This window comes from Streptomyces sp. WMMB 322 (genome assembly GCF_900090145.1).
Classification (GTDB): domain Bacteria; phylum Actinomycetota; class Actinomycetes; order Streptomycetales; family Streptomycetaceae; genus Streptomyces.
On record NZ_FMHI01000004.1, the window covers coordinates 118,025 to 143,126 of the forward strand.

Annotated in this window: 20 protein-coding genes and 3 pseudogenes; 8 read left to right on the forward strand and 15 right to left on the reverse strand. The window is 69.1% G+C overall.

The window, feature by feature from the left end:
- Positions 1–104: 104 nt before the first annotated feature.
- Complete coding sequence (locus tag H180DRAFT_RS08560; protein ID WP_055485612.1) at positions 105–1,046, reverse strand: heme o synthase; 942 nt, start codon at positions 1,044–1,046, stop codon at positions 105–107.
- A gap of 396 nt (positions 1,047–1,442) precedes the next feature.
- Here H180DRAFT_RS08560 and tkt point away from each other — a divergent pair, with 396 nt between their 5' ends.
- From tkt to pgl, 5 genes are read left to right on the forward strand one after another with little or no spacing between them, the layout of a single operon-like run.
- Positions 1,443–3,518: a transketolase gene (gene tkt / locus H180DRAFT_RS08565; RefSeq protein WP_055485395.1), complete on the forward strand. Its 2,076-nt coding sequence runs from the start codon at positions 1,443–1,445 to the stop codon at positions 3,516–3,518.
- Between the two features lie 52 nt (positions 3,519–3,570).
- Positions 3,571–4,713 carry a transaldolase gene (gene tal / locus H180DRAFT_RS08570; protein WP_055485396.1) on the forward strand — a complete coding sequence of 381 codons (1,143 nt, stop codon included), beginning with the start codon at positions 3,571–3,573 and terminating at the stop codon, positions 4,711–4,713.
- A gap of 5 nt (positions 4,714–4,718) precedes the next feature.
- Positions 4,719–6,245 (forward strand): glucose-6-phosphate dehydrogenase, encoded by a 1,527-nt coding sequence (gene zwf, locus H180DRAFT_RS08575; RefSeq protein WP_055485397.1) that lies wholly within the window; start codon positions 4,719–4,721, stop codon positions 6,243–6,245.
- Positions 6,242–7,324, forward strand: a complete 1,083-nt coding sequence (opcA, locus tag H180DRAFT_RS08580; RefSeq protein ID WP_055485398.1) for a glucose-6-phosphate dehydrogenase assembly protein OpcA — start codon at positions 6,242–6,244, stop codon at positions 7,322–7,324. Before zwf ends, opcA begins: the two co-directional genes overlap by 4 nt.
- Positions 7,321–8,121, forward strand: a complete 801-nt coding sequence (gene pgl, locus H180DRAFT_RS08585; RefSeq protein WP_074466698.1) for a 6-phosphogluconolactonase — start codon at positions 7,321–7,323, stop codon at positions 8,119–8,121. The genes opcA and pgl overlap by 4 nt, the downstream gene beginning before the upstream one ends.
- Positions 8,122–8,268: 147 nt before the next feature.
- Here the strand turns inward: pgl and H180DRAFT_RS08590 are convergent, their stop codons facing one another.
- The 4 genes and pseudogenes from H180DRAFT_RS08590 to H180DRAFT_RS08605 form a co-directional block, all read right to left on the reverse strand.
- Entirely contained in the window at positions 8,269–9,717 is a 1,449-nt protein-coding gene (locus H180DRAFT_RS08590; protein WP_055485399.1) for a Glu/Leu/Phe/Val family dehydrogenase, read from the reverse strand.
- Between the two features lie 528 nt (positions 9,718–10,245).
- Positions 10,246–10,704 (reverse strand): annotated as a pseudogene (locus tag H180DRAFT_RS08595) (glucose-6-phosphate isomerase); the annotation flags it as partial.
- A pseudogene (locus H180DRAFT_RS28510) lies at positions 10,685–11,797 on the reverse strand (DEAD/DEAH box helicase). The pseudogenes H180DRAFT_RS08595 and H180DRAFT_RS28510, both read right to left, overlap by 20 nt.
- Positions 11,794–11,998, reverse strand: a pseudogene (locus H180DRAFT_RS08605) (BREX system ATP-binding domain-containing protein); the annotation flags it as partial. The pseudogenes H180DRAFT_RS28510 and H180DRAFT_RS08605, both read right to left, overlap by 4 nt.
- A gap of 633 nt (positions 11,999–12,631) precedes the next feature.
- Here H180DRAFT_RS08605 and H180DRAFT_RS29760 point away from each other — a divergent pair.
- Genes H180DRAFT_RS29760 through H180DRAFT_RS08625 form a run of 3 tightly spaced genes read left to right on the forward strand, consistent with a single transcriptional unit; the run spans position 12,632 to position 14,287 of the window.
- Positions 12,632–12,832, forward strand: a complete 201-nt coding sequence (locus tag H180DRAFT_RS29760) for a hypothetical protein (protein ID WP_055485402.1) — start codon at positions 12,632–12,634, stop codon at positions 12,830–12,832.
- Positions 12,833–12,872: 40 nt separating this feature from the next.
- Positions 12,873–14,003 (forward strand): hypothetical protein, encoded by a 1,131-nt coding sequence (locus H180DRAFT_RS08620; protein WP_139151368.1) that lies wholly within the window; start codon positions 12,873–12,875, stop codon positions 14,001–14,003.
- Positions 14,000–14,287: a hypothetical protein gene (locus tag H180DRAFT_RS08625; RefSeq protein ID WP_055485404.1), complete on the forward strand. Its 288-nt coding sequence runs from the start codon at positions 14,000–14,002 to the stop codon at positions 14,285–14,287. Before H180DRAFT_RS08620 ends, H180DRAFT_RS08625 begins: the two co-directional genes overlap by 4 nt.
- Before the next feature lie 545 nt (positions 14,288–14,832).
- On the opposite strand, the gene H180DRAFT_RS08630 is transcribed toward H180DRAFT_RS08625, so the two are convergent.
- The 10 genes from H180DRAFT_RS08630 to rapZ all read right to left on the reverse strand — a co-directional run bounded on the left by H180DRAFT_RS08630 (position 14,833) and on the right by rapZ (position 25,044).
- Positions 14,833–15,267: a nuclease-related domain-containing protein gene (locus H180DRAFT_RS08630; protein WP_055485405.1), complete on the reverse strand. Its 435-nt coding sequence runs from the start codon at positions 15,265–15,267 to the stop codon at positions 14,833–14,835.
- 346 nt (positions 15,268–15,613) lie between these two features.
- Positions 15,614–17,263, reverse strand: coding sequence for a glucose-6-phosphate isomerase (pgi, locus tag H180DRAFT_RS08635; RefSeq protein WP_055485406.1), 1,650 nt, complete (start codon positions 17,261–17,263; stop codon positions 15,614–15,616).
- 296 nt (positions 17,264–17,559) lie between these two features.
- Positions 17,560–17,895, reverse strand: a complete 336-nt coding sequence (locus H180DRAFT_RS08640; RefSeq protein WP_074466699.1) for an RNA polymerase-binding protein RbpA — start codon at positions 17,893–17,895, stop codon at positions 17,560–17,562.
- 264 nt (positions 17,896–18,159) lie between these two features.
- Positions 18,160–18,390: a preprotein translocase subunit SecG gene (secG, locus tag H180DRAFT_RS08645; RefSeq protein WP_055485614.1), complete on the reverse strand. Its 231-nt coding sequence runs from the start codon at positions 18,388–18,390 to the stop codon at positions 18,160–18,162.
- 164 nt (positions 18,391–18,554) lie between these two features.
- Positions 18,555–19,331 carry a triose-phosphate isomerase gene (tpiA, locus tag H180DRAFT_RS08650; protein WP_055485408.1) on the reverse strand — a complete coding sequence of 259 codons (777 nt, stop codon included), beginning with the start codon at positions 19,329–19,331 and terminating at the stop codon, positions 18,555–18,557.
- 112 nt (positions 19,332–19,443) lie between these two features.
- Complete coding sequence (pgk, locus tag H180DRAFT_RS08655; protein ID WP_055485409.1) at positions 19,444–20,676, reverse strand: phosphoglycerate kinase; 1,233 nt, start codon at positions 20,674–20,676, stop codon at positions 19,444–19,446.
- 151 nt (positions 20,677–20,827) lie between these two features.
- Positions 20,828–21,832 carry a type I glyceraldehyde-3-phosphate dehydrogenase gene (gene gap / locus H180DRAFT_RS08660; RefSeq protein ID WP_055485410.1) on the reverse strand — a complete coding sequence of 335 codons (1,005 nt, stop codon included), beginning with the start codon at positions 21,830–21,832 and terminating at the stop codon, positions 20,828–20,830.
- 274 nt (positions 21,833–22,106) lie between these two features.
- Positions 22,107–23,084: a DNA-binding protein WhiA gene (gene whiA / locus H180DRAFT_RS08665; RefSeq protein ID WP_045864271.1), complete on the reverse strand. Its 978-nt coding sequence runs from the start codon at positions 23,082–23,084 to the stop codon at positions 22,107–22,109.
- Positions 23,075–24,127, reverse strand: a complete 1,053-nt coding sequence (gene yvcK / locus H180DRAFT_RS08670) for a gluconeogenesis factor YvcK family protein (protein ID WP_055485411.1) — start codon at positions 24,125–24,127, stop codon at positions 23,075–23,077. Before yvcK ends, whiA begins: the two co-directional genes overlap by 10 nt.
- 17 nt (positions 24,128–24,144) lie before the next feature.
- The gene (gene rapZ, locus H180DRAFT_RS08675; RefSeq protein ID WP_055485615.1) at positions 24,145–25,044 is read right to left on the reverse strand and encodes an RNase adapter RapZ; all 900 of its coding nucleotides are present in this window, start codon (positions 25,042–25,044) and stop codon (positions 24,145–24,147) included.
- Between the last annotated feature and the right edge of the window lie 58 nt (positions 25,045–25,102).

Here is a 25,102-nt window from a genome sequence, read left to right on the forward strand (position 1 = left end):
CTGGTCCGGGCCCTCACGCATGCACAAGGGTGCCGGACTGCCGGGCCCGGCGGGCACACGTGCCCGCGAAAGTCCGCCCCGCCGCGGGGAAACCGGCCCGGGCCTCAGCGCAGGAAGGGGTCGACCGCGACGGCCACGAAGAGCAGCGAGACGTAAGTGATCGACCAGTGGAAGAGGCGCATCTCTTTCAGCTTCGCGCCCTTGGCCCCGGACTTGGCCCGCGCCAGCAGCGCGTGCGCCTCCCAGAGCCACCAGCCGCCCGAGGCCAGGGCGACCCCGGTGTAGAACCACCCGACGTAGCCCAGCGGCCACAGCATCAGCGAGACCGCGACCATCACCCAGCTGTAGAGCACGATCTGGCGCGCGACCGCCGAGTTCGTCGCGACGACGGGGAGCATCGGCACACCGACGCGCGCGTAGTCCTCGCGCACCTTCATCGACAGCGGCCAGTAGTGCGGCGGCGTCCAGAAGAACATGACGAGGAAGAGGATGACGGCGGCCCAGCTGACCTCGTTCGTCACCGACGACCAGCCGATCAGGACGGGCATGCAGCCGGCGATGCCGCCCCAGACGATGTTCTGCGAAGTGCGCCGCTTGAGCACCATCGTGTAGACGAGGACGTAGAAGAGCAGCGCCCCCAGGGAGAGCGCGGCCGAGAGCCAGTTGACGAGCAGTCCGAACCACAGCGTGGAGACGACCGCCAGGCTCAGCCCGAAGATCAGTCCCGCGCGCGGGGTGACGGCTCCCGTCACGAGAGGACGCTTCTCGGTGCGGTGCATCAGCGCGTCGATGTCCCGGTCGACGTACATGTTCAGCGCGTTGGCGCCGCCCGCGGAGAGGTAGCCGCCGATGCAGGTGGTCAGCACCAGCAGAAGGTCGGGCACGCCCTGCGCGGCGAGGAACATCACCGGGATCGTGGTGATGAGAAGCAGTTCGATGATGCGGGGCTTGGTCAGCGCGACATACGCCTTGAGCCGGGCGGGGAACGACCGGTCCACGGTGCTGGTCTCGAGCACCCCCGCAGGACGGGATCCGACGGCCGTCACGAACACCCCTGATCACTACATGAGATGCGAGCGGGAACGGTGCACGTTCCGTAAGGCTCGCGCGTACCACGCCACTTTAGACGGCGCCGCCGTGCGCCTTGCGCGGGGGGTCTCGCGGCGCCGCGCCGCACCCCGCGCAAGGCGCCCGTGCACGGCCCGCCCGTCCGCGGCGGGAAGCCCGCCACCGGGTTCGCACCGCATACGGCACCGCGTACGGCACCGGATTCGGCACCGTACGCAAGGAATCACGGCGGACCTTCTCCTTGTTCCGGCAAGTGTCGGTGTGCCGTTGGTGAGCACCCGGAAGAGATGCGCTTAGCACAGGGGTACGCTCGACACCGCCGGTGAGCGCAACGGCACCGGACACTCAATTGTGGAGAGGAGCCCTGACTCAGGGTGAGCACGAAGCCGACCACCGCAGACCTCGAATGGACCGACCTGGACCAGCGGGCTGTCGACACCGTCCGGGTTCTGGCCATGGATTCAGTGCAGAAGGTCGGCAACGGCCACCCCGGCACGGCCATGGCACTCGCACCGGCCGCATACATGGTCTTCCAGAAGCTGATGCGTCACGACCCTTCCGACCCCGACTGGTCGGGCCGTGACCGGTTCGTACTCTCCGTCGGCCACTCCAGCCTGACGCTCTACATCCAGCTCTACCTCGCCGGCTACGGCCTCGAGCTGGACGACCTGAAGAGCTTCCGCACCTGGGAGAGCAAGACGCCGGGCCACCCGGAGCACGGCCACACGGTCGGCGTCGAGACGACGACAGGCCCGCTGGGCCAGGGCGTCGCCAACGCCGTGGGCATGGCGATGGCGGCCCGCTACGAGCGAGGCCTCTACGACCCGGACGCACCCGAGGGCGAATCGCCCTTCGACCACACCATCTGGACGTTCGCCAGCGACGGCGACCTCCAGGAAGGGGTCTCGGCCGAGGCGTCGTCCCTCGCGGGACACCAGAAGCTGGGCAATCTCGTCGTGATGTGGGACGACAACCACATCTCCATCGAGGGCGACACGGAGACGGCCTTCTCCGAGGACGTCGTCAAGCGGTACGAGGCCTACGGCTGGCACGTGCAGCGCGTCGACCAGCTGCCCAACGGCGACCTCGACCCCGAGGCCCTGTACGAGGCGTTCAAGGCGGCGCAGGCCGAGACCTCGCGTCCGTCCTTCATCGCCGTGCGCTCCATCATCGCCTGGCCCGCGCCCGACGCGCAGAACACCGGTGCAGCTCACGGTGCGGCGCTCGGCGAGGAGGAGGTCGCCAGGACCAAGAAGGTCCTCGGCTTCGACCCCGAGCAGCACTTCGAGGTCGGCACGGACGTGCTGGAGCACACACGCGGCGCCTGGGACCGCGGCCGCGAGGCGCGCAGCGCCTGGGAGAAGCAGTTCGCCGGGTGGCGGTCGGCGAACCCCGAGCGTGCGGCCGAGTTCGACCGCATCCGCGCGGGCGAGCTGCCCGACGGCTGGGAGAAGGCGCTGCCGTCCTTCGAGGCGGGCAAGGACGTGGCCACGCGCAAGGCGTCGGGCGCGGTACTCAAGGCTCTCGGCCCGAAGATCCCGGAGCTGTGGGGCGGTTCGGCCGACCTCGCGGGCTCCAACAACACTTCGTTCGACGAGAGTTCGTTCCTGCCGGAGGGCAACCCGCTGCCGGGCGCCGACCGTTACGGCCGCACGGTGCACTTCGGCATCCGCGAGCACTCGATGGGCGCGACCATGAACGGCATCGCGCTGCACGGCAACACGCGCGTGTACGGCGGGACCTTCCTGACCTTCTCCGACTACATGCGTCCTGCGGTGCGCCTCGCCGCACTGATGAAGGCGCCCGTGACGTACGTGTGGACGCACGACTCGATCGGCCTGGGCGAGGACGGCCCGACACACCAGCCCGTCGAGCAGCTGCCCGCGCTCCGCGCCATCCCGGGCCTGAACATCGTCCGCCCGGCCGACGCGAACGAGACTGCGGTCGCCTGGGCCGAGGTGCTGCGCCGGCACGCGGACAAGCCCGCGCCGCACGGCCTGGCCCTGACCCGGCAGAACGTGCCCACCTACGAGCCCAACCCTGATGCCGCCAAGGGCGGTTACGTGATGTTCGAGGCGGACGGCGGCGAGCCGCAGGTGATCCTCATCGGCACCGGCTCCGAGGTGCAGCTGGCCGTCGAGGCGCGCGATGTCCTCCAGGCGGAGGGTGTGCGTACGCGAGTGGTGTCCATGCCGTCCGTGGAGTGGTTCGAGGAGCAGGACCAGGCGTACAAGGACACCGTGCTGCTGCCGACCGTGCGGGCGCGGGTGGCGGTCGAGGCAGCCGTCGGTCTGACCTGGCACCGGTACGTCGGTGACGCGGGGCGGATCGTCTCGCTGGAGCACTACGGCGCCTCTGCCGACTACAAGACGCTCTACCGGGAGTTCGGTCTCACTTCCGAGGCGGTCGTCACGGCCGCACGGGAGTCGCTAGAGGCCGCGTCCCGCTGACGCCCCGCCCCGGCACGTACAGAAGCTACGACAAGCAGGAGATGCAATTCCCATGACAGACGCTCTCAAGCGCCTCTCCGACGAAGGCGTCGCGATCTGGCTGGATGACCTGTCCCGTCACCGGATCACGTCGGGCAACCTGGGCGAACTCATCGACGAGCAGCACGTGGTGGGCGTCACCACGAACCCGACGATCTTCCAGAAGGCCATCTCGTCCGACGACAAGTACGACCAGCAGGTCTCCGACCTGGCCTCCCGCGGCGTCACCGTGGAGGAGGCGCTGCGCATGATCACCACCTCCGACGTGCGGGACGCCGCGGACGTGCTGCGTCCCGTCTTCGACGCCACCGGCGGCAAGGACGGGCGCGTCTCCATCGAGGTCGATCCGCGGCTGGCCCACAGGACCAAGCCGACCGTCGCCGAGGCGCGGCAGCTGGCCTGGCTGGTGGACCGCCCCAACACCTTCATCAAGATCCCGGCGACGAAGGCCGGCCTGCCCGCCATCACCGAGACCCTTGGCAGGGGCATCAGCGTCAACGTCACGCTGATCTTCTCCCTGGAGCGGTACCGCGAGGTCATGGACGCCTTCCAGGCGGGCCTGGAGAAGGCCAAGGCCCTGGGCATGGACCTCTCGACGATCCACTCCGTCGCGTCCTTCTTCGTCTCCCGCGTGGATACGGAGATCGACAAGCGGCTGGACGGGATCGGCACCGAGGAGGCCAAGGAGCTGAAGGGCAAGGCCGCGGTCGCCAACGCCCGTCTCGCCTACCAGGCCTACGAGCAGGTCTTCGGCGCGGCCGACGGTTCCTCCGAGCCGCCCGAGCGCTGGAAGGCCCTGGAGCGCGCGGGCGCCAACAGCCAGCGTCCGCTGTGGGCTTCGACCGGTGTGAAGGACCCGTCGCTCCCCGACACGCTGTACGTCACGGAACTCGTCGCCCCCAACACGGTCAACACGATGCCTGAGGCGACGCTGAAGGCCACCGACGAACACGGCGAGATCACGGGCGACACCGTGCGCGGAAGCTACGCGGACGCCCAGGCCGTCCTCGACGCCGTCGCCTCCCTGGGCATCTCCTACGACGACGTCGTGCAGGTGCTGGAGGACGAGGGCGTGGAGAAGTTCGAGGCGTCCTGGAACGAACTGCTGTCTTCCACCGAGGCGGAACTCAAGCGCCTCACGCCGAAGGAGGCGTAAGGAAGTTGACCGACGCAGCCAATCCGCTGCGTGACGCACTGGACCGGCGGCTCCCGCGCATCGCGGGGCCGTCCGGGCTGGTCATTTTCGGCGTCACGGGTGATTTGTCACGTAAAAAGCTGATGCCTGCCGTCTACGACCTGGCGAACCGCGGCCTGCTCCCGCCGGGCTTCTCACTCGTCGGCTTCGCCCGCCGCGACTGGGAGCACGAGGACTTCGCGCAGGTCGTGCACGAGGCCGTCAAGGAGCACGCGCGCACCCCCTTCCGCGAGGAGGTCTGGGAGCAGCTGTCCCAGGGGATGCGTTTCGTGCCGGGCGTCTTCGACGACGACGAGGCGTTCCGCACCCTCAAGTCGACGATCGAGGAACTGGACAAGTCCCGTGGCACGGGCGGCAACTTCGCCTTCTACCTGTCGGTGCCGCCGAAGTTCTTCCCCACCGTCGTCTCGCAGCTGAAGAAGCACGGCCTCTCCGAGGGCGGCGACGGCTCGTGGCGGCGCGCCGTCATCGAGAAGCCCTTCGGGCGCGATCTGCCCAGCGCCCAGGAGCTGAACGCGATCGTGCACGACGTCTTCCACCCCGACCAGGTCTTCCGCATCGACCACTACCTGGGCAAGGAGACCGTCCAGAACATCCTGGCGCTGCGCTTCGCCAACACGATGTTCGAGCCGTTGTGGAACCGCAGCTACGTCGACCATGTGCAGATCACGATGGCCGAGGACATCGGCATCGGCGGCCGCGCCGGCTACTACGACGGCATCGGTTCGGCCCGCGACGTGATCCAGAACCATCTGCTTCAGCTGCTGGCTCTCACGGCCATGGAGGAGCCCGCCTCCTTCGGCGCCAAGGCGCTGCTCACCGAGAAGCTCAAGGTGCTCAACGCGGTGCGCCTGCCGAACGACCTCGGCAAGCACACGGTGCGCGGCCAGTACACCTCCGGCTGGCAGGGCGGCCTGAAGGTACGCGGCTACCTGGAGGAAGAGGGCATCGACCCCAAGTCGAAGACCGACACCTTCGCGGCCATGCGCCTGGAGATCGACAACCGCCGCTGGGCCGGAGTGCCGTTCTACCTGCGTACGGGCAAGCGCCTGGGCCGGCGCGTCACCGAGATCGCGGTCGTCTTCCAGCGCGCGCCGCACTCGCCCTTCGACGCGACCGACACCCAGGAACTCGGCCAGAACGCCCTGGTGATCCGCGTGCAACCGGACGAGGGCGTCACCATCAGGTTCGGTTCGAAGGTCCCCGGCACGCAGATGGAGATCCGCGACGTGACGATGGACTTCGCCTACGGCGAGTCCTTCACCGAGTCCAGCCCCGAGGCGTACGAGCGCCTGCTGCTCGATGTGCTGCTGGGCGACGCGAATCTCTTCCCGAGGCACCAGGAGGTCGAGCGGTCCTGGGAGATCCTCGACCCCGTCGAGCGCTACTGGGACAAGCACGGCAGGCCCGAGCAGTACCAGGCCGGCACCTGGGGCCCGGAGGGAGCCGACAAGATGCTCGCACGCGACGGACGGAGCTGGCGCCGGCCATGAACATCGACCTCACGGACACCAATTCGAGCCAGATCAACGCCACTCTCGTCCAGGCGAGGCGTTCGATCGGCTCCCCCGCCGTGGGCATGGTCCTCACCCTGGTGATCGTCACCGACGAGGGCAACCACTACGACGCGCTGAAGGCTGCGAGCGAGGCGTCGAAGGAACACCCCTCGCGCATCCTGGTGGTCATCCGCCGCCCCGGGCGCTCGCCCCGCGACCGCGCGATGGCCAGGCTCGACGCCGAGGTGCGGGTGGGCAGCGACTCCGGTACGGGCGAGACCGTACTGCTGCGCCTGCACGGCGAGTTGGCCTCGCACGCCTACAGCGTCGTGCTGCCGCTGCTGCTGCCGGACGCGCCCGTCGTGGTCTGGTGGCCGGACGACGCACCCGAGCACCCGTCCGAGGACAAGCTCGGCACGCTCGCGCAGCGGCGCATCACCGACGCCGCCGCCGCGGAGGACCCGCTCGCCGAGCTGAAGCTGCGCGGCGAGACGTACGCCCCCGGCGACACCGACCTGTCGTGGACGCGGCTGACGCCCTGGCGCAGCATGCTCGCGGCGGGCCTGGACCAGCAGTCGCTGAAGGTGCGTTCCGCCGTGGTCGAGAGCGAGGCGCACAACCCGTCGGCGGAACTGCTCGGGATGTGGCTGGCCGAACGTCTGCGCGTGCCCGTCGAACGGAAGGTCACCGAGGGCCCCGGCATCACGGCGGTCCGGATGGAGACCGCCGACGGCGCGATCTGCCTGAGCCGCGCGGACGGCTCGCTCGCCGAACTGGCCGTGCCGGGCCAGCCGGACCGGCATGTGGCGCTGCACCGTCGCGGCATGTCCGAGCTGATCGCGGAGGAGCTGCGCCGTCTGGACCCGGACGAGGCGTACGCGTCGGCCGTGCAGGCCGGCGCGAAGGAGCCCGGCAAGAGCCCCGGCACACGGACGGACGCAAGCGGGGGCGGCGGTGGGCGCCGCGGGCAGACGCAGACACAGGCTCGTCCGCAGGCGGAGGAGGATTCGGCCAAGCAGCCCGCCGCTGCGAAGAAGGCCGCCAGGTCCGCCGCGAAGAGGGCGGCGAAGAAGTGAGCCCCGCAGCCCGCGTCCACGTGCACCGCGACAAGGACGAGATGGCGCGGGCAGCCGCCGAACGGCTCGTCGCCCGGGTGGCCGGGGCGCAGTCGGCACGCGGAAGCGCCTCTGTGGTGCTGACGGGCGGCCGCAACGGCAACGGACTGCTCGCGGCGCTGGCCGCCGCGCCCGGCCGTGACTCCGTCGACTTCTCCCGGCTGGATGTGTGGTGGGGCGACGAGCGGTTCCTCCCGGAGGGCCACCCGGAACGCAACGTCACTCAGGCACGGGAGGCCCTGCTGGACTCCGTGCCGCTCGACCCGGCCCGCGTCCACCCGATGGCCGCGTCCGACGGAGCGTACGGCAGCGACGTGGAAGCCGCGGCCGCCGCGTACGAGTCCGAACTGGCCGCGGCCGCACGGCCCGAGGGTCCCGAGGCCGCAGCCGGTGTTCCCTCCTTCGACGTGCTGCTGCTGGGTGTCGGTCCCGACACCCATGTGGCCTCGCTCTTCCCGGGTCACCAGGGTGTCCGCGAGACGGAGCGCACCGTCGTCGGCGTGCACGACTCGCCGAAGCCGCCGCCCCTGCGCATCTCGCTGACGCTGCCCGCGATCCGGGCGGCACGAGAGGTGTGGCTGCTGGCCGCGGGCGAGGACAAGGCGGACGCGGTGGCTCGTGCTCTGGCGAAGGCGGACACGGACGCGCACGAGTCGCAGGTACCGGCCGCGGGTGCGCGGGGACGCGACGGAACGCTCTGGCTGCTCGACGAGGCGGCCGCCGCGGGACTGCCGGGGGATCTCCTGCCGCCGTCGTGACGTTCGGGATGCGGAGCGGCCGGACGGGCCGCTCCGCCGCCGCGAGCCGACCGATGCCCCGCCCGGCCGGCGGCCCTCGGCGACGTGACGGTGCCCTGCGACCGGAGTTCCGGTCGCAGGGCACCGTCATGTCGTGCGTGTGGCGGCTCAGGCCTGGCCGTCGGCGGACTCGTCGGCGGGCCCGGGCCAGTACGCCGGGAACGCCGCGGCGGGCTGCCGGCCGGTGTCCAGGGAGGACTCGGCCGGATCGGCCGATGCCGGGTAAGCAGCTCCGTTCGGCTGATGGACGACGGGCTCCGTGAGCTCCGTGACGGTCGCCGGCTCGGCTGCCGGCTCCGTGCCCGTTCCGGCGAACGGGTGCTCCGCCCCCATGTCGGGGAAGAGGTCGCGGAACGCCACCGCGCCGCCGTACTCGTCGATCATCCGCTGCGAGTTCTCCTTCGCGAACAGGATTCCCTCCGTCCGCACCGACAAGGCGGACCCGTCGGCCCGGCTCATGAGGTCACGGACCAGCGGACGGATCTGCTCGGACAGCCGCATGCACGCACCGGCGGGGCTGACCACCTCACCGAGGATGACCCACCAGGCCCCGGCGGCGGCGCCGGTGTTGGCGATGAAGTCGGGGATCACCGTGATCCCGCGCTCCAGCAGAAGCTGCTCGGCCTCGGGGGTGGTGGGCACGTTCGCCGCCTCCACCACGAACTTGCCGCGGATGCGGTCGCAGTTGTCCGCCGTGATGGTGTGGCCGACGGCGGCCGGCACCAGCACGTCCACGTCGAGACCCAGCCACTCGTCGCCCAGGCGTTCCACGTCGTCCTCGCGCAGCACGGAGCGGTCGATGACGCCGCCCGTCGTCCGCGCCGCCAGCAGAAGCTCCACATCGAGGCCCCGCGACTCGTTGAGGATCATGCCCTGGGCGTCCGTGACACCCACGATCTTCACGCCGGCGTGCTCGAGGTAGAGCGCCGTGGAGCCGCCCATCGCCCCGAAGCCCTGCACGACCGCACGGGCCGTCGTGGCGGGGATGTCCCGGTGCTCCAGCGCCGCCAGCGCGGCCTCGGCCACGCCGTAGCCGCCGATCAGCTCCGACAGCTTCAGGCCCTCGGTCTCCGCCGTGAAAGCCTGGTGGATGCGCTCACGCACCTCGGCCTCGTCAGCTGCCCGGACCACCGCCGCGTGGAACGAGGTCTCGCCGATCCCGACACGGGCGAAGGCCCGGTTGAGCTGCTCCTGCCCCGTGCCGAGGTCGCCGGCGGTCACCCAGAAGCGCTCGAGCAGCGGCCGAACGCCTTCAAGGAACCGCTCCCGCACTTCCTCGGCCCGTGGGTCCGAAGGGTCGAAGTCGATTCCGCCCTTGGCGCCGCCCACGTGAATTCCGAAGGCGCCCATCTTCAGGGTCATTTCCCGTGCGAGTTCAGCGACCTCGTTCATCGTGCAGCCGGGCCGCATGCGCAGACCGCCGGTGGCGATGCCCGTGACCAGCTGGTCGATCACGACGAAGCCGCGAGCGGAGGTCTTGGAGTCGCGCCATGTGACCTGCAGATAGGGTTCATGCTCAAGAACCTGCAGCGGCGTCTCGACAGCTGTGTGTGTCACTTGGCACTCACCCTTTCCAGTCACTGATAGGAAACTACTCACACGTACGGGCCATTACGGACCGGAATCCGGTTATCAGGGCAGGGGTTACCGCCCCGGGAACTGAAGAGAAATGATTCCGCTGATTCGAGCCGCTGCGCGCGCTCGCATGCAATCGACGACCGTACGGGCAGGAAGAATTACGCCGCAGGGCACACTTGTGGCGGGCCCTCGGACGGCGCAATAAAGTTAAATCGGGGATTACGCAGAGAACGTATCCGGTTGCGTTGTGCGTAGCGCCTACTGTGAGGTCACGCTTCGCCCCTTGTCAAGCGGTCTCTTGGGGGCCGGATTTCCGCTGTCCGTCCGTCAATTCGAACAGAAAAGAAAAGGCAGCTCAGCGCGGTCGCCCGGGCGGGCGGAACCACGCAGTCCGTGGTCCCGCCCCATTCTCCGACGGCTCCTGACGCACCCCCGGGATGGGTGAAGGGCCCTGCTGGACGGCGCCGTCCCGGCAGGGCCCTTCACCCATCCCGGGTCCAAGAGCGATCAGCGGCCCCGCAGGCGGCGGTAGCGCTCCACGAGGGACGAGGTCGAGGCGTCCAGGCCCGCGACGTCCGCGCCGTCCGTCAGCGCCGGCTCCAGCCGCTTGGCGAGGACCTTGCCCAGCTCCACACCCCACTGGTCGAAGCTGTCGATGTCCCACACCGCACCCTGGACGAACACCTTGTGCTCGTACAGCGCGACGAGCTGCCCCAGAACGGACGGCGACAACTCCTCGGCGAGGATCGTGGTCGTCGGACGGTTGCCGGGGAACGTGCGGTGCGGCACCTGCTCCTCCACAACACCCTCCGCCCGCACCTCCTCCTCGCTCTTGCCGAAGGCCAGAGCCTGCCCCTGCGCGAACAGGTTCGCCATCAACAAGTTGAGGGGCCGACCCTCACCCTGCTCCACCCGATGAGGCTCAGAAAAAGCGAGAGGGAATAGGTCAGGAACCGGCGAGACCCGTCACGAGCCGTGTCCGTTCCTCCAATACCGCCCGTGCTCCTGTGACATCGGAGAACCGGACCGCCAGCGTCTCCTCGGCGAGACCGGGCGGCAGCGCCTCGGCGAATTTCAGCCCCTTCACCGCCCGCGCATCGACATCGGGCAGTCTCAGCTGTGCTGACGCGTCCGCGACGGCCTGTTTCCACAGGCCAGGGTCGATGTCCTCCCGCAACCGGATCCAGCAGTCGTTGATGCGCTGTCCGGGCACGGTGACCGCTCTGAGCGATGCGGCGAGCGTGGCGTTCGCCCCGTGTCCAGCCCAGGTCCACCACCGTGTGTGACCACCGCTCCCGCGCGTGATGAGGGTTCCCCCGGGTGCACGGCGTCCATGAAGTGTTCCCTTGCCTGGCTGAGACAGATCGCAGCGCGCCTCGTAAGACCCGCAGCCGGATCGGTGCCGAGGTGTACCTCTCGTGCCGCCCGAGTGAATTCGAACGATGTCGCTTGCACGAATCCGAAGCTGCTCCACTTTGCTCTGCCGCCGCCGTCGGCCGGTTCCACAGAGCAGCGTTTGCGGGTCCAGTCGATGTAGGTGACAGTCCAACTGCGCCCGGCGAGCAGCAACTCACCAGCGAAGGCATGGACCTCGTCCACCACGATGCTGCGCAGGCCAGAGAAGAAGGCTCTGTGGTCGACCTTCGCACTGACGAGCATCGCTTCGAGCGATTCCGGGGTGGTGAGCAGTACGTCGGTACGGTTCGCCAGGATCTTCTTGCGCTTGCCCGCGATGACGCACCGTGCCACAGGGCGGCCGTGCGGCCCATCCAGCCTGTGTACGTCTCCCGGCGTGGCAGCAGGTTGTCGAGCAGAGCTTTCAGCGGGCACACATAGAGGATCGATGTGGCCTGCCACCTGCCGGTGGTCATCCGTGACAGCAGGGCGGAAGGACGGCAGCCTCGGTCTTCCCGCCCGCGGTGGGAGCGAGAAGGATTGCGTCCTGCCCCGCCGTCAGCGGCCCGACGGCTTCTTCCTGGAGTGGGCGGAGGCTGCGCCAGCCATGCGAGTTGACGATGTGGTGGGTGAGGACGGGATCGAGGGAATCGAGGGCGTTCACGGCAGGTCCAGTTCTGCATCGCCGGCGTCCGCGCGGGGGCCGCGTTCCGTTCGACATCGTTCAGTTCGTCGCCGGAAACGGTGAGGCTGAAGTGAGTGCGCGGGTCGAACTCCTCGAACTCGTCTACTCGTCCAGCACGTCCGCGACCAGTTTGCGAAGGAGAACCCGCGGCGCGACGCCCACCTTCCCTCCCAGCCCGCCGTCCCGGACCGTTTGGCGCGTTCCGCGAGCCAGCAGGCGAAGAACGTCTTGCCGGAGCCGTATTCACCGCGGACGGCGTGGAACGCGGCCCTCCCCTGGCGACGGTGGCGATGTTGTCGTCGAGTGCCCCCTGTGAAACGTGCTCCTTGGTCTCAACCTTGAGCGCGATAGGTGGAGTTGAATGGTTCCGGAAGGGCTGTGAAGGACCGCGAGGCCGCTGATCCCGCCGTCGAAGGTTCGGCCACAGGGCGGCGGGGGATGTCCGGGCGGAAGCCGTTTGATCGCGCCCCTTCGTTGTCGGGTACATTGCCGGTGGCCGTCGTCGTGCTCCATGGGGGAAGTGCTCACTGACGGCCAGGGGGAGGAAGCATGGGCCAGTCTGTCGACCCTCGGGTCGCGAACGCGACGACCTCGGAGCCCTCGCCAGGGCCTTCACCAGGCCCCACTCCGAGCGCCCCGCCCGAATCGGGCGGAAACCGTCCCAGCCCGGAGCCATCGCCCTCGCCCAACCCGAGCCCTACAGCGCCGGCGCCCTGGGGTTCGGATCCGGACGTCGGTGTCACTTCGTCGTTCCTGCGCAGGCGGGCCGACGACTGCGAGACGGCTTCGGAGATCATCCGTAAGACGCGGGGAGTGGCCGAAGACGCGCGCACGGGCCTTGCCCGCGCCGCTGACGGCTGGAGGTTCGCCGGCAGCCTGGACGAGCTCGAAGAACGCTGGGAGGCGTTGAACAAGGTCGTCGTGCGGCGACTTGACCAGGCAGCGGAGAACTTCCGTCTCAGCGCGGACGCGTACGACGCGAACGAAACAAGCATCGCGTCTGCGTTCCTCTGACGATTACCGACCAGACCGGCCCGGGGGGGGTGGCCAGGACATGCCTGATTTCGCCGCATTGCTACAGCTTGACGTGGCAGGACTGGAGAAGTTCGCCGACGAGTGGGCAACGGTCCACCGGAAGTTGAAGGAGTCCCGAACGGGGTTCCATGACGACGTGGTGAAACCTCTCCACGAGGACAATTGGCGCGGCAAGAGCGGCCGAGCCGCCCAGGACTACTGCGACCGCATCCAGCTGGACATCGACGCGCTGGACAAGGAGGTCAGAGCGCTTCGGAAGTTCTTGGACACGGAGGCCGACGGCGCCACTGGCCGAGGCGGTGTGAAGGGCCTCGCGGGACTCAAACTGCGCGCAGAGAAACTGCAGCGGGAGGCCCTAGAGGAGGGGATGACCATCACCGACTCGGGGAAGGTCGAGTGGTCGGTGATGTACGACCCTGACAGTCCCAGCGCTCCGAGCATCGTCGATGAGCGCAGGCAGACCGCTGAGGCGCTGGAGAAGCGCGTGCGGAAGCTGCTCGATGACGCTGCTGAGGACGATGACTGGCTCGCGAAGAGCCTCAAAGTGATCTTCGGTACGGTCGGCAATTTCGAGTCCGAGAACCGAAAGTTCGACATCGTCGACCCCACCGCGAAGGACCGCCAAGTCCACAATCAGCTCAACAACGTCGCCGCCTACTTCGCCGGCGTCAAGGGATGGCCGACGGCCGCTGGTCTGGTCGAGCACTACCTGGACGGCAGCGGCAAACCGGTCGAGGTCGAGCCGCAGCAGATGATGGAACAGATCCCTGCCTTCCAGAAGGACGTCGACAGCACGATGGAAGACGATGTGCGCAAGCGCGGAGACGGGCTGTTCACCACGGAATGGTCGTCCACCGCTCCCAATCCGGCGGACGGTGACAGCAGCATGGAGTGGTACTACGCGCTCAACCACTTCCAGTACCGTCTCGTCGGGGAGAAGGAGGGCAGCGAGATCAACTATGACGTCGAGGTCCAGAAGCGATACGACTGGGGCATCCCGAGCGAGCACCGTGCCACGGTCTCCGGCGGTGGCCCCGGACCGTTCGGTATGGACCTGGAGCAGGCCGACATCGCACATCTGCACAGCTCCGGAATGGCCCGGGACTTCGACGTATCCGGCTCGTCCGACCAGATGACGACTCGATCATGAAAGGTCGGCACACGGCCTCCGGAAGGCCGGAGAAGCAGCCGGAGCCTGCGGCCGGACAAGGTGCGCAGGACGAGGACAGCGCGGCGGAGCGCGACCTCGCCGAAGACGAGGCGCCTCGCGGCAGTCTTCCGAAGAAGATCGCCCTGTATGCGGGACTGGCCCTCTGCGTCGCCTTCATCATCTGGGTGGCCTGGGGCTTTCTCCAGTTCGACCACGCCATCGAGAACCCCCGCGAAGGTGGCTTCTCCGGCTGGCAGTGCGAGCCCGGCCGCGACTGCGGCTAAGACCGACTCGAGCACGCTACGGCCCCAGGTCCGACGTGGACAGCCGGGACCGCACTATCTCTTCATGTTCCGGGTCTGGGAGCCCCACCTGTCCCACTGGCTCAAGCATCGACTGCTTCCGGGGGACGTCTTCGCCGACGGACGCAATGCGCACGTTCAGAATCGGCGGTATCGCGAGCATGATCTAGTTTTCTGACGGTGAGTAGACAGAATGAATTCCGAACTCCCTGACCTGGGGCTGTCCAACCCGACACGAGATCTGGCCGTACGCGAGGCGGGCCAGTTCACCTCATCCTGCTCGTTCTGGGTAGCCTTGCGCCGCTGCTGCTTGTGTATCTGTCAATTGCGACAGGTCATCATCTCTGGGTCACGCTGCTGAGTCTCGGGTGTACATATTCGGGACTCGCTGTCGTGGTGCTCGGCTGGAGGCGCAAGCGTCGGAAGCTGGTGAATGCTGGAACTGCAGGGATGGTCGTATCCTGTGTTGCCTGCTTGGTGGCTCTGTCTCTTCTGAGTTGAGAAGGAGGCAGAGCGGCGGCGTCGAGTCACGCTGTATGTGACTTCAAGTTGCGTCCGAAGACGTTGATCCGCTGAAACTCGTCAAGTCCGCTGACCAGCCCCGGAGCGTGCAGGAAGACAGCGGGCCTGATGAACGGGACGCGCCGTGGGTCCTCACCCATGTCCCGTGCGGCACGCTGCAGTTGGTCCTTGAGCTCCTTGCACTTCAGGTCGGTGAGGCGAAGGGGGTTCTTCAGCGTCCGGATGCGGTCGTCGTGGAACTGCCAGGTGTCACCGTGGTTGACGACCCGGCCCGGGTGTCCCTTGAGCTCCAGGAGATACAGGCCTCCTGGGACTGCGATGAACAGGTCGCACTCGTTGGTCCTCCGGAAGCAGCGGTGAAGGAGAAACTCGCGCAGGCCCTGTACGGCTCGGTCTTCGGCATCAATTGCCGGATGTGGTCGAGGCCGTCCTGCTCCCACGAATAAGCCGAGCGGCGGGGCTGGAACCAGCGCTCCTTGCGCGGCGGCCCGGGCTTGGGAGTTGAGGGCTTCTTCGCTGCCGCCAACGATCCGACCTCCGCGTGTCCGTTCCCTTGCAGGGCGTGCAGATTGCCTGGTCGACCTTGCCCTCATGCGACCTGTGCCGCGCGAGAGCCGGCTGACGTCTGCTGCCGCCCACAGCAGCTGCGTCTGTCGAGTTGAACCGTCCCTGGAATGAGGTCGGTTACGCGATCTCCGGCTCGACTGCCGGTCACCCGGACCAGGCCCCGGTTCGCCTGGACCCGGGCCCCTGCTCCTCGCGGCATGGTCCCGGGTCCAAGAGCGATCAGCGGCCGCGCAGGCGGCGGTAGCGCTCCACGAGGGACGAGGTCGAGGCGTCCAGGCCCGCGACGTCCGCGCCGTCCGTCAGCGCCGGCTCCAGCCGCTTGGCGAGGACCTTGCCCAGCTCCACACCCCACTGGTCGAAGCTGTCGATGTCCCACACCGCACCCTGGACGAACACCTTGTGCTCGTACAGCGCGACGAGCTGCCCCAGAACGGACGGCGACAACTCCTCGGCGAGGATCGTGGTCGTCGGACGGTTGCCGGGGAACGTGCGGTGCGGCACCTGCTCCTCCACAACACCCTCCGCCCGCACCTCCTCCTCGCTCTTGCCGAAGGCCAGAGCCTGCCCCTGCGCGAACAGGTTCGCCATCAACAAGTCGTGCTGACCTGCGAGTTCGCCGAGGCCGGGGGCGGGGCGCGCGATGCCGATGAGGTCGGCGGGAACCATCTTGGTGCCCTGGTGCAGCAGTTGGTAGTAGGCGTGCTGGCCGTTGGTGCCGGGAGTGCCCCAGACGACAGGGCCCGTCTGCCAGTTGACGGGGCGGCCCTGACGGTCGGTGGACTTGCCGTCGGACTCCATGTCCAGCTGCTGGAGATAGGCGGTGAACTGCGAGAAGTAGTGGCTGTAGGGCAGCACCGCGTGCGACTGCGCATCGAAGAAGTTGTTGTACCAGATGCCCAACAGGCCCATCAGCAAGGGCCCGTTGGCCTCCGGGGGCGCCTCGCGGAAGTGTTCGTCGACGCAGTGGAAGCCGGCCAGCATCTCGTTGAAGTGGTCGGGCCCGATGGCGACCATGAGAGAGAGCCCGATGGCCGAGTCGAACGAGTAGCGCCCGCCGACCCAGTCCCAGAATTCGAACATGTTCTCCGTGTCGATTCCGAACTCGGAGACCGTTCCGGCGTTCGTCGAGACCGCGACGAAGTGCTTTGCGACGGCGTCCTCTTCCGCGCCCAGCCCGGCGAGCAGCCAGCGGCGTGCAGCGGTCGCGTTGGTGATGGTCTCGATGGTGGTGAAGGTCTTCGAGGCGACCACGAACAGGGTCTCCGCCGGGTCCAGGTCGTGCACGGCCTCGTGCAGGTCGGCGCCGTCCACGTTCGAGACGAAGCGGAAGTCCAGGTCACGCCGGGTGTACGGGCGCAGCGCCTCGTAGGCCATCTTCGGGCCCAGGTCGGAGCCGCCGATGCCGATGTTGACGACGGTCCTGATGCGCTTGCCGGTGTGCCCCGTCCAGTGGCCGCTGCGGACCTTGTTGGCGAAGAGGGCCATCTTCGCCAGCACCGCGTGCACCTTCTGCACGACGTCCTCGCCGTCGAGCCGGACGCGGGCGGCGGCGGGGGTGCGCAGCGCGGTGTGGAGGACGGCGCGGTCCTCGGTGACGTTGATCCGCTCGCCGCTGAACATCGCCTCGCGCAGCTCCGCCACCCCCGACGCGGCGGCCAGTTCCCGCAGCAGCCGCAGCGTCTGGTCCGTCACGAGGTGCTTGGAGTAGTCGAGGTGGAGATCGCCGACCTGCACGCCGAACCGTTCGGCCCGGCCGGGGTCGTCGGCGAAGAGCGTGCGCAGATGTGTGTCGCCGAACTCCTCACGGTGCTTGGCCAGCGCGTGCCACTCGGGCAGCTGATCGAGCCGGGTGCGGCGTGCTGCGTTCATCGGCGGTCGTCACCTTTTCCTCGTCCTGAATAGGCCGCGCCCCAACCTAATTGACGCGCAACCCGGCCGTGTGCACCGCAGGGTGCGGCCCGGTGGCGACACGTGAAAGACCCGGGCAACAGGCAGGACGGGATGGGCGGGACGAGAGCGCGGCGGAGCAGCGGATGCCCGTCGAAGGGCGCACGAGCCGTCGTTCGGACCGCTTCGCGAAGGACGGCCGGAACGTTCCGCGTAGGGCAGCCGGACCGCCGGTCAGGACGCGGCCCGAGGCACGGCACGGCCCCGCGTGGTGACCGTCAGATCTCGCCGCGGAGCTTGGCGAGGGCCTCGGCGAGAATCGCCTCGCCGTCCTCGTCGCTGCGCCGCTCACGCACGTACGCGAGGTGGGTCTTGTACGGTTCGGTGCGCGGCGGGTCCGGGGGGTTCTCCTCGTCCTTGCCGGCGGGGAAGCCGCAACGGGGGCAGTCCCAGGTCTCGGGGATCTGCGCGTCGCTGGCGAAGCTGGGCTGCGTCTCGTGTCCGTTGGAACACCAGAAGGAGATGCGGAGCCGGGGGGCGGAATCGCCTCGCTCGGCCTCTCCCATCGGCCCCGCCCCCACCCGGCTTCCCCGGATCGCGTTGCCACTTGCCACGGTCCAACTCCCTGCCTCGCGGTGCCGCGGAACATCGACGATGACTCCGTTGCGGGCGCCCTAGTGTACGTAGGGCCCAACGCACGTCCAGTCACCGGAGTTACTGCGTCGGCTCCGGACGCGAGCCTCATGATAGGCCGGGTTCGGCGACTTGCGGCTGCTCTTGCAAAGCCCGGGACGCCCTCGGGGCCCGGCCGCACGCCGGGCCCCGAGGGCGGCAGATGACAGCGCAACGACGGCGCACCCGCGGCTCGGCCGGGAGTGTCAGCTCTGCAGCTTCATCAGCAGACCGAGCACGACGATGATCGCGAACCAGACCAGCCCGACCACGACGGTCAGCCGGTCCAGGTTGCGCTCGGCGACCGACGATCCGCCGACGGACGACTGCATGCCGCCGCCGAACATGTCGGAGAGGCCGCCGCCCTTCCCCTTGTGCATCAGAACCAGCAGCGCCAACAGGAAACTGAAGACGATGAGGGCGATGGAGAACCCCATGATCACGGCTGGACCAACTCTCTCGGACTTCGCGGGAAAGACTTCACATGTGCGGGAGCCGGACACGGGCCCGGCTCCCGCACAGCGTACGACGGGTCACGGCCCGCCGTCATACGCCTGCCCTTTCGGGCTACGCGCCACCGCCCTGCGGGGCCGTGTCACCGTCACTGGTCGCGGAAGCGCACGATCTTGACGAACTCGTCCGCGTCCAGCGAGGCACCGCCCACCAGCGCGCCGTCGATGTCGGGCTGCGCCATGATCTGGGCGACGTTGCCGGACTTCACGGAACCGCCGTACTGGATACGGACCGCGTCGGCGACTTCCTGCCCGTACAGTTCGGCGACGCGGGTGCGGATGGCGCCGCAGACCTCCTGCGCGTCCTCGGCGCCGCAGGTCTTGCCGGTGCCGATGGCCCAGACCGGCTCGTAGGCGATCACGAGCGTGGCGGCCTGGTCGGCGGGGACGTCCTTGAGCGCGCCGTCGACCTGGGCCAGCGTGTGCGAGACATGGTTGCCCGCCTCGCGCACGGCGAGTTCCTCGCCGACGCACAGGATCGGCGTCAGGTCGTTCTCGAAGGCGGCCTTCACCTTGGCGTTGACCAGGGGCTCGTCCTCGCCGTGGTACTGGCGGCGCTCGGAGTGGCCGACCGTGACGAACGAGCACTTCAGCTTGGCGAGCATCGCGCCGGAGATCTCGCCGGTGTACGCCCCGGAGGCGTGGGCCGAGAGGTCCTGCGCACCGTACTTGATCTTCAGCTTGTCTCCGTCGACCAGAGTCTGCACGGAGCGCAGATCGGTGTAGGGCGGCAGGACGGCGACCTCGACGGCCGCGTGGTCCTTGTCGTTCAGCGCGAAGGCGAGCTTCTGGACGTGGGCGATGGCCTCGAGGTGGTTGAGGTTCATCTTCCAATTGCCCGCCATCAGCGGGGTGCGGGTGGTCACGGGGTCAGTCCTCCATTGTTCACTCCGCCGCGGCAGCGGCTCTTGTCACGGCCGGCCGAGCGGCCCAGAGGTGTCGACAGTGCCGCCCGCGGCTGAGCGGCACGCGCGTCGTTCACGAGTTCTCCAGCGCGGCGAGACCGGGCAGCGTCTTGCCCTCGAGGTACTCCAGGCTGGCACCGCCGCCGGTCGAGATGTGGCCGAATGCGTCCTCGTCGAAGCCGAGCAGCCGGACGGCGGCAGCGCTGTCGCCACCGCCGACGACGTTGAAGGACCCGCTGTCCAGCAGCGCCTGTGCGACGGCCCTGGTGCCCTCGGCGTAGTCGGGGTGCTCGAAGACGCCCATCGGACCGTTCCAGAAGACGGTCGCGGCGTCGGCGAGCTTCGCGGCGTAGAGCTCACCGGTCTCCGGACCGATGTCCAGGCCCATCAGACCGGCCGGGATGGCGCTGACGGGGACCGTGGACGGCGAGGCCGCCGCCTTCGTCTTGAGGTCGGGGAAGCTCTCGGCGGCCAGCACGTCCACCGGCAGCACGAACTCCACACCCAGCTTCTCCGCCTGCTCCAGATAGCCCTTGACCGCGGGGATCTGGTCCTCCTGGAGCAGCGAGCTGCCGACCTCGTGCCCCTGGGCCTTGAGGAACGTGTAGGCCATGCCGCCTCCGATGAGGATGCGGTCGGCCTTCTGCAGCAGGTGTTCGATGACGCCGAGCTTGTCGGAGACCTTCGCCCCGCCGAGGACGACCGCGTACGGCCGCTTCACGTCGTCGGTGAGCTTCTTCAGCACACCGACCTCGGTGGCGATGAGGCCGCCCGCCGCGTGCGGAAGGCGTGCCGGAAGGTCGTAGACGGAGGCGTGCCTGCGGTGCACGGCGCCGAAGCCGTCGCCGACGTAGAGGTCCGCGAGTGCGGCGAGTTCACCGGCGAAGGCGGCACGCTCGGCGTCGTCCTTGCTGGTCTCTCCCGGGTTGAAGCGGAGGTTCTCCAGGAGCGTCACGTCTCCGTCGGCGCTCGACCCCACCGCGGCCCTGGCGCTGTCGCCGACGGTGTCGGACGCGAACGCGACGTCGGTGCTCAGCAGTTCACCCAGCCTCTTCGCCACCGGCGCGAGTGAGAACTGCGGGTCGGGCGCCCCCTTGGGCCGGCCCAGGTGCGAGGCGACGACGACGCGGGCGCCCGCGTCGGCCAGCTTGCGGATGGTGGGGACGGCGGCCCTGATACGGCCGTCGTCGGTGATGGCCCGCTCTTCGACAGAGGCGGCCCCGTCCAGCGGGACGTTCAGGTCTGCGCGGACGAAGACCCGCTTGCCGGCCACTCCCCCGGCGATGAGTTCGTCGATCGTCTTCATGCTTGCTGGTGTTCTCCTTGGAGTTCAGGCCCTCGGTGTCCCGCCGGGCGGCCGCATGGGTCAGGGCTCGCAGGGCGCGTCATCGCGCCCTGCGAGCCCTGCCACGGTCTGCCACTTCCCCGGCGCTGATCGGCTTCCCCGGAGGGAACGCTCAGAGCTTGTCGCCGACGAAGGTGGTCAGGTCGACGAGACGGTTGGAGTAGCCCCACTCGTTGTCGTACCAGCCGACGATCTTGGCCTGCTTGCCCTGGACCATCGTCAGCGACGCGTCGAACGTGCAGGACGCGGGCCAGTTGACGATGTCGGAGGAGACGATCGGGTCCTCGGTGTACTCCAGGATGCCCTTCAGCTGGCCTTCGCCGGCCTTCTGGAAGGCGGCGTTGATCTCGTCCTTGCTGGCCTCGCGGTCCAGCTCCAGGACGAGGTCGGTGACGGAGCCCGTGGGCACCGGAACGCGCATGGCGATGCCGTCCAGCTTGCCCTTGAGGTGCGGAAGGACGAGGGCAGTGGCCTTCGCGGCGCCGGTCGAGGTCGGGATGATGTTCTCGGCGGCGGCGCGGGCGCGGCGCAGGTCCTTGTGCGGGAAGTCCAGGATGCGCTGGTCGTTGGTGTAGGCGTGGACCGTCGTCATCATGCCCTTGACGATGCCGAAGTTCTCGTCGGCGACCTTCGCCATCGGCGCCACGCAGTTCGTGGTGCAGGAGGCGTTGGAGATGACGTGGTGCTTCGCGGGGTCGTAGTTGTCCTCGTTGACGCCCATGACCACGGTGATGTCCTCTTCCTTGGCCGGAGCCGAGATGAGGACCTTCTTCGCGCCGGCGGCCAGGTGCTTGGCCGCGTCGTCGCGCTTGGTGAAGATGCCGGTGGACTCGATGACGATGTCGGCACCCAGCTCGCCCCAGGGCAGCTGGGCCGGGTCACGCTCCGCCATCGTCTTGAAGGTCTGGCTGCCCACCGTGATGGTGTCGTCGGTGTGGCTGACCTGCTGCTTGAGGCGCCCCAGAATGCTGTCGTACTTCAGCAGGTGCACCAGGGTCGCGTTGTCGGTCAGGTCGTTGACACCGACGATCTCGATGTCCGCCCCCTGCTCGAGCAGCGCGCGGAAGTAGTTGCGACCGATGCGGCCGAAGCCGTTGATGCCTACGCGGATCGTCACGAACCGATCTCCTCGTTGGTACGCCGGTACGGACACCGGCAAAGGTGTATGGGATGTCCCCGACCGGTTCCCGACCCTACCGCGCCCCGGACTTCATGGTGACATCGGCCACCCGGGGCCCGGAGCCACGACCGTCCCCCGGAGCCCGCGGCCCGGGGGACGGATGGAACCGGGTCCTGAACGGATCCCGAACGGGTCCCGAACGGGGAGGCCCCGGGCACGGGCAGGCCCGGGATGGGGTCCCCTCCCCGGGCCCGGAGGGCCGCGGGGGAGGTCAGCCGACCATCTCCTCCGTGAGGCTCGTCTCCGTCCCCGGAATGCCCAGGTCCTGGGCCCGCTTGTCGGCCATCGCCAGCAGCCGGCGGATACGGCCCGCCACGGCGTCCTTCGTCAGCGGCGGATCGGCCAGCGCGCCCAGCTCCTCCAGCGACGCCTGCTTGTGGTCCATGCGCAGCCGGCCGGCGGCGGCCAGGTGCTCGGGCACGTCGTCGGCGAGGATCTCCAGCGCACGCTGCACGCGCGCTCCCGCGGCGACGGCCGCACGCGCGGAGCGGCGCAGGTTGGCGTCGTCGAAGTTGGCGAGGCGGTTCGCGGTGGCGCGGACCTCGCGGCGCATGCGCCGCTCCTCCCAGGCCAGCACCGACTCGTGGGCGCCCAGCCGGGTCAGCAGCGCGCCGATGGCGTCACCGTCGCGGACGACGACGCGGTCCACGCCGCGCACCTCCCGCGCCTTCGCCGCGATCTGGAGCCTGCGTGCGGCGCCGACCAGGGCCAGCGCGGCCTCGGGCCCGGGGCAGGTCACCTCCAGCGAGGAGCTGCGGCCCGGCTCGGTCAGCGATCCGTGTGCGAGGAACGCGCCGCGCCAGGCGGCCTCCGCGTCGCAGGTGGCCCCCGAGACCACCTGCGGCGGAAGACCGCGGATCGGGCGGCCGCGGCTGTCCACGAGTCCCGTCTGCCGCGCGAGCTGGTCACCCCCGGCCACGACGCGTACGACGTAGCGGCTCCCGCGCCGGAGCCCGCCCGGCGCCATCACCACCAGGTCGGAGCTGTGCCCGAAAATCTCCAGAACGTCCTTGCGCAGGCGGCGGGCAGCGATGCCCGTATCGAGTTCCGCTTCGATCACGATCCGCCCGCTCACCAGGTGCAGGCCGCCCGCAAACCGCAGGATCGACGAGACCTCGGACTTCCGGCAGCAGGTCCGGGTGACGGGAAGCCGGGAGATCTCGTCCTTCACCGCAGCCGTCATCGCCATGGGCCGATCCTTCCATGCATCCGAAAAATACGGTCGTACGCGGCGGCCAGCAGCTCCGGATCGTGCCTGGCTGCGCCTCCCGCGGGGCCTTCGCCCGGGGAGGCGCCTCCTGCCGCCGCGACCGGTGACAGCTGAGCCGTCGCTCCGAGCCGCTCGGCGGCCTGACACAAGGAGTCCCGGTCGGGAACAGCGTTCTCGTCGGCCAGCACCACGTCGAAGGCGAGTTTAGGGGCGTGTCGGGCCAAAACGTCCAAATGACGCTGCGGGGAGAAGCCTTCCGTTTCTCCGGGCTGCGGAGCGAGGTTCAACGAAAGGACCTTGCGGGCCTTGGTCTGCGTCAGCGCGTCGAGCAGTTCCGGAACGAGCAGATGCGGAATGACCGACGAGAACCAGGAGCCGGGGCCGAGGACGACCCAGTCGGCGTCCAGCACGGCCTTGACGGCCTCGGACACGGCGGGCGGGTCGTGCGGGACGAGATGCACCTGCTGCACCTCGCCACGGGTGAGCGCGACGTTGGCCTGCCCGCACACGGTCGAGACCTCGTCGGGGCGCTCGGGGTCGTGGCCGCGCACCAGCGCCTGGAGTTCCAGCGGGACGGCGGACATCGGCAGCACGCGCCCGTGCGCCCCGAGCAGCTTGCCCACCAGGTCGAGGGCCTGGACATGGTCGCCGAGCTGCTCCCAGAGGGCGACGATCAAGAGGTTGCCCACGGCGTGGTCGTGCATGTCGCCGCGGCTGACGAAGCGGTGCTGGATGACCTCCGCCCAGGTACGGCCCCACTCGTCGTCGCCGCACAGCGCCGCGAGCGCCTTGCGCAGGTCGCCGGGGGGCAGCACTCCGAGCTCGTCACGGAGCCGGCCGCTGGAGCCGCCGTCGTCGGCGACGGTGACGACGGCGGTGAGGTCCCCTGTGATGCGGCGCAGCGCGGTGAGCGAGGCGGACAGGCCCGCGCCGCCGCCGAGCGCGACGACCTTCGGCTGGGTGCCGCGCTGTGCCGCGCGCGTGCCCACCGGACGCCGCAGCCGGATGGTCCTACGAGGCATTCGCGCTTCTCACGTCCTCATTCACGTCCCATGTCGCGGTGTACCACCACGGTCTCCACGCCGGCGCCGGAGAGCCGGCGCGCCAGCTGCTCCGAGACGGCGACGCTGCGGTGTTTGCCGCCGGTGCAGCCGATCGCGACGGTGACGTAACGCTTGCCCTCCCTGCGGTAGCCCGCGGCGATGAGCTGGAGCAGTTCGGCGTACCGGTCGAGGAACTCCTTTGCGCCCGGCTGGTCGAAGACGTACTCCGAGACCTGAGGGCTGGTGCCGTTGTAGGGGCGCAGCTCCGGAACCCAGTGGGGGTTGGGGAGGAAGCGGCAGTCGGCGACGAGATCGGCGTCAACCGGGAGCCCGTACTTGTACCCGAAAGACATCACCGTGGCGCGGAGTTCGGGCTCCTCCTCGCCAGCGAAACGGGCGTCGAGCTTGGCCCTCAGCTCGTGGACGTTGAGGCCGGAGGTGTCGATGACCAGGTCGGCGTCGCCGCGCAGCTCCCGCAGCAGGTCGCGCTCGGCGGCGATGCCGTCGACGATCCTGCCGTCGCCCTGGAGCGGATGGGGGCGGCGCACCGACTCGAAACGCCGCACCAGCGCCTCGTCGCTCGCCTCCAGATAGACGATGCGGCGCTTGACCTGCCGCTTCGCCAGGTCCGCCAGGGACTGCCTGAGGTTGTCGAAGAAGCGCCGGCCACGCACGTCGACGACGACGGCGATGCGCGCGACGTTGCCCTGCGAGCGTGCGCCCAGGTCGACCATCGTGGGGATCAGCTCGGGCGGCAGGTTGTCGACGACGAACCAGCCGAGATCCTCCAGGCACTTGGCCGCGGTGCTGCGGCCCGCGCCCGACATCCCGGAGATGATCACAAGTTCGGGGATCACGGCTTCGACCGCCGCGTCGGTGCCCGTCACCGTCTCCATGCCCGCCTCTGCGTCCCCGGCCGTGCCCGGCGCCGTCGCGCTCTGCGGTCCCGCCGGG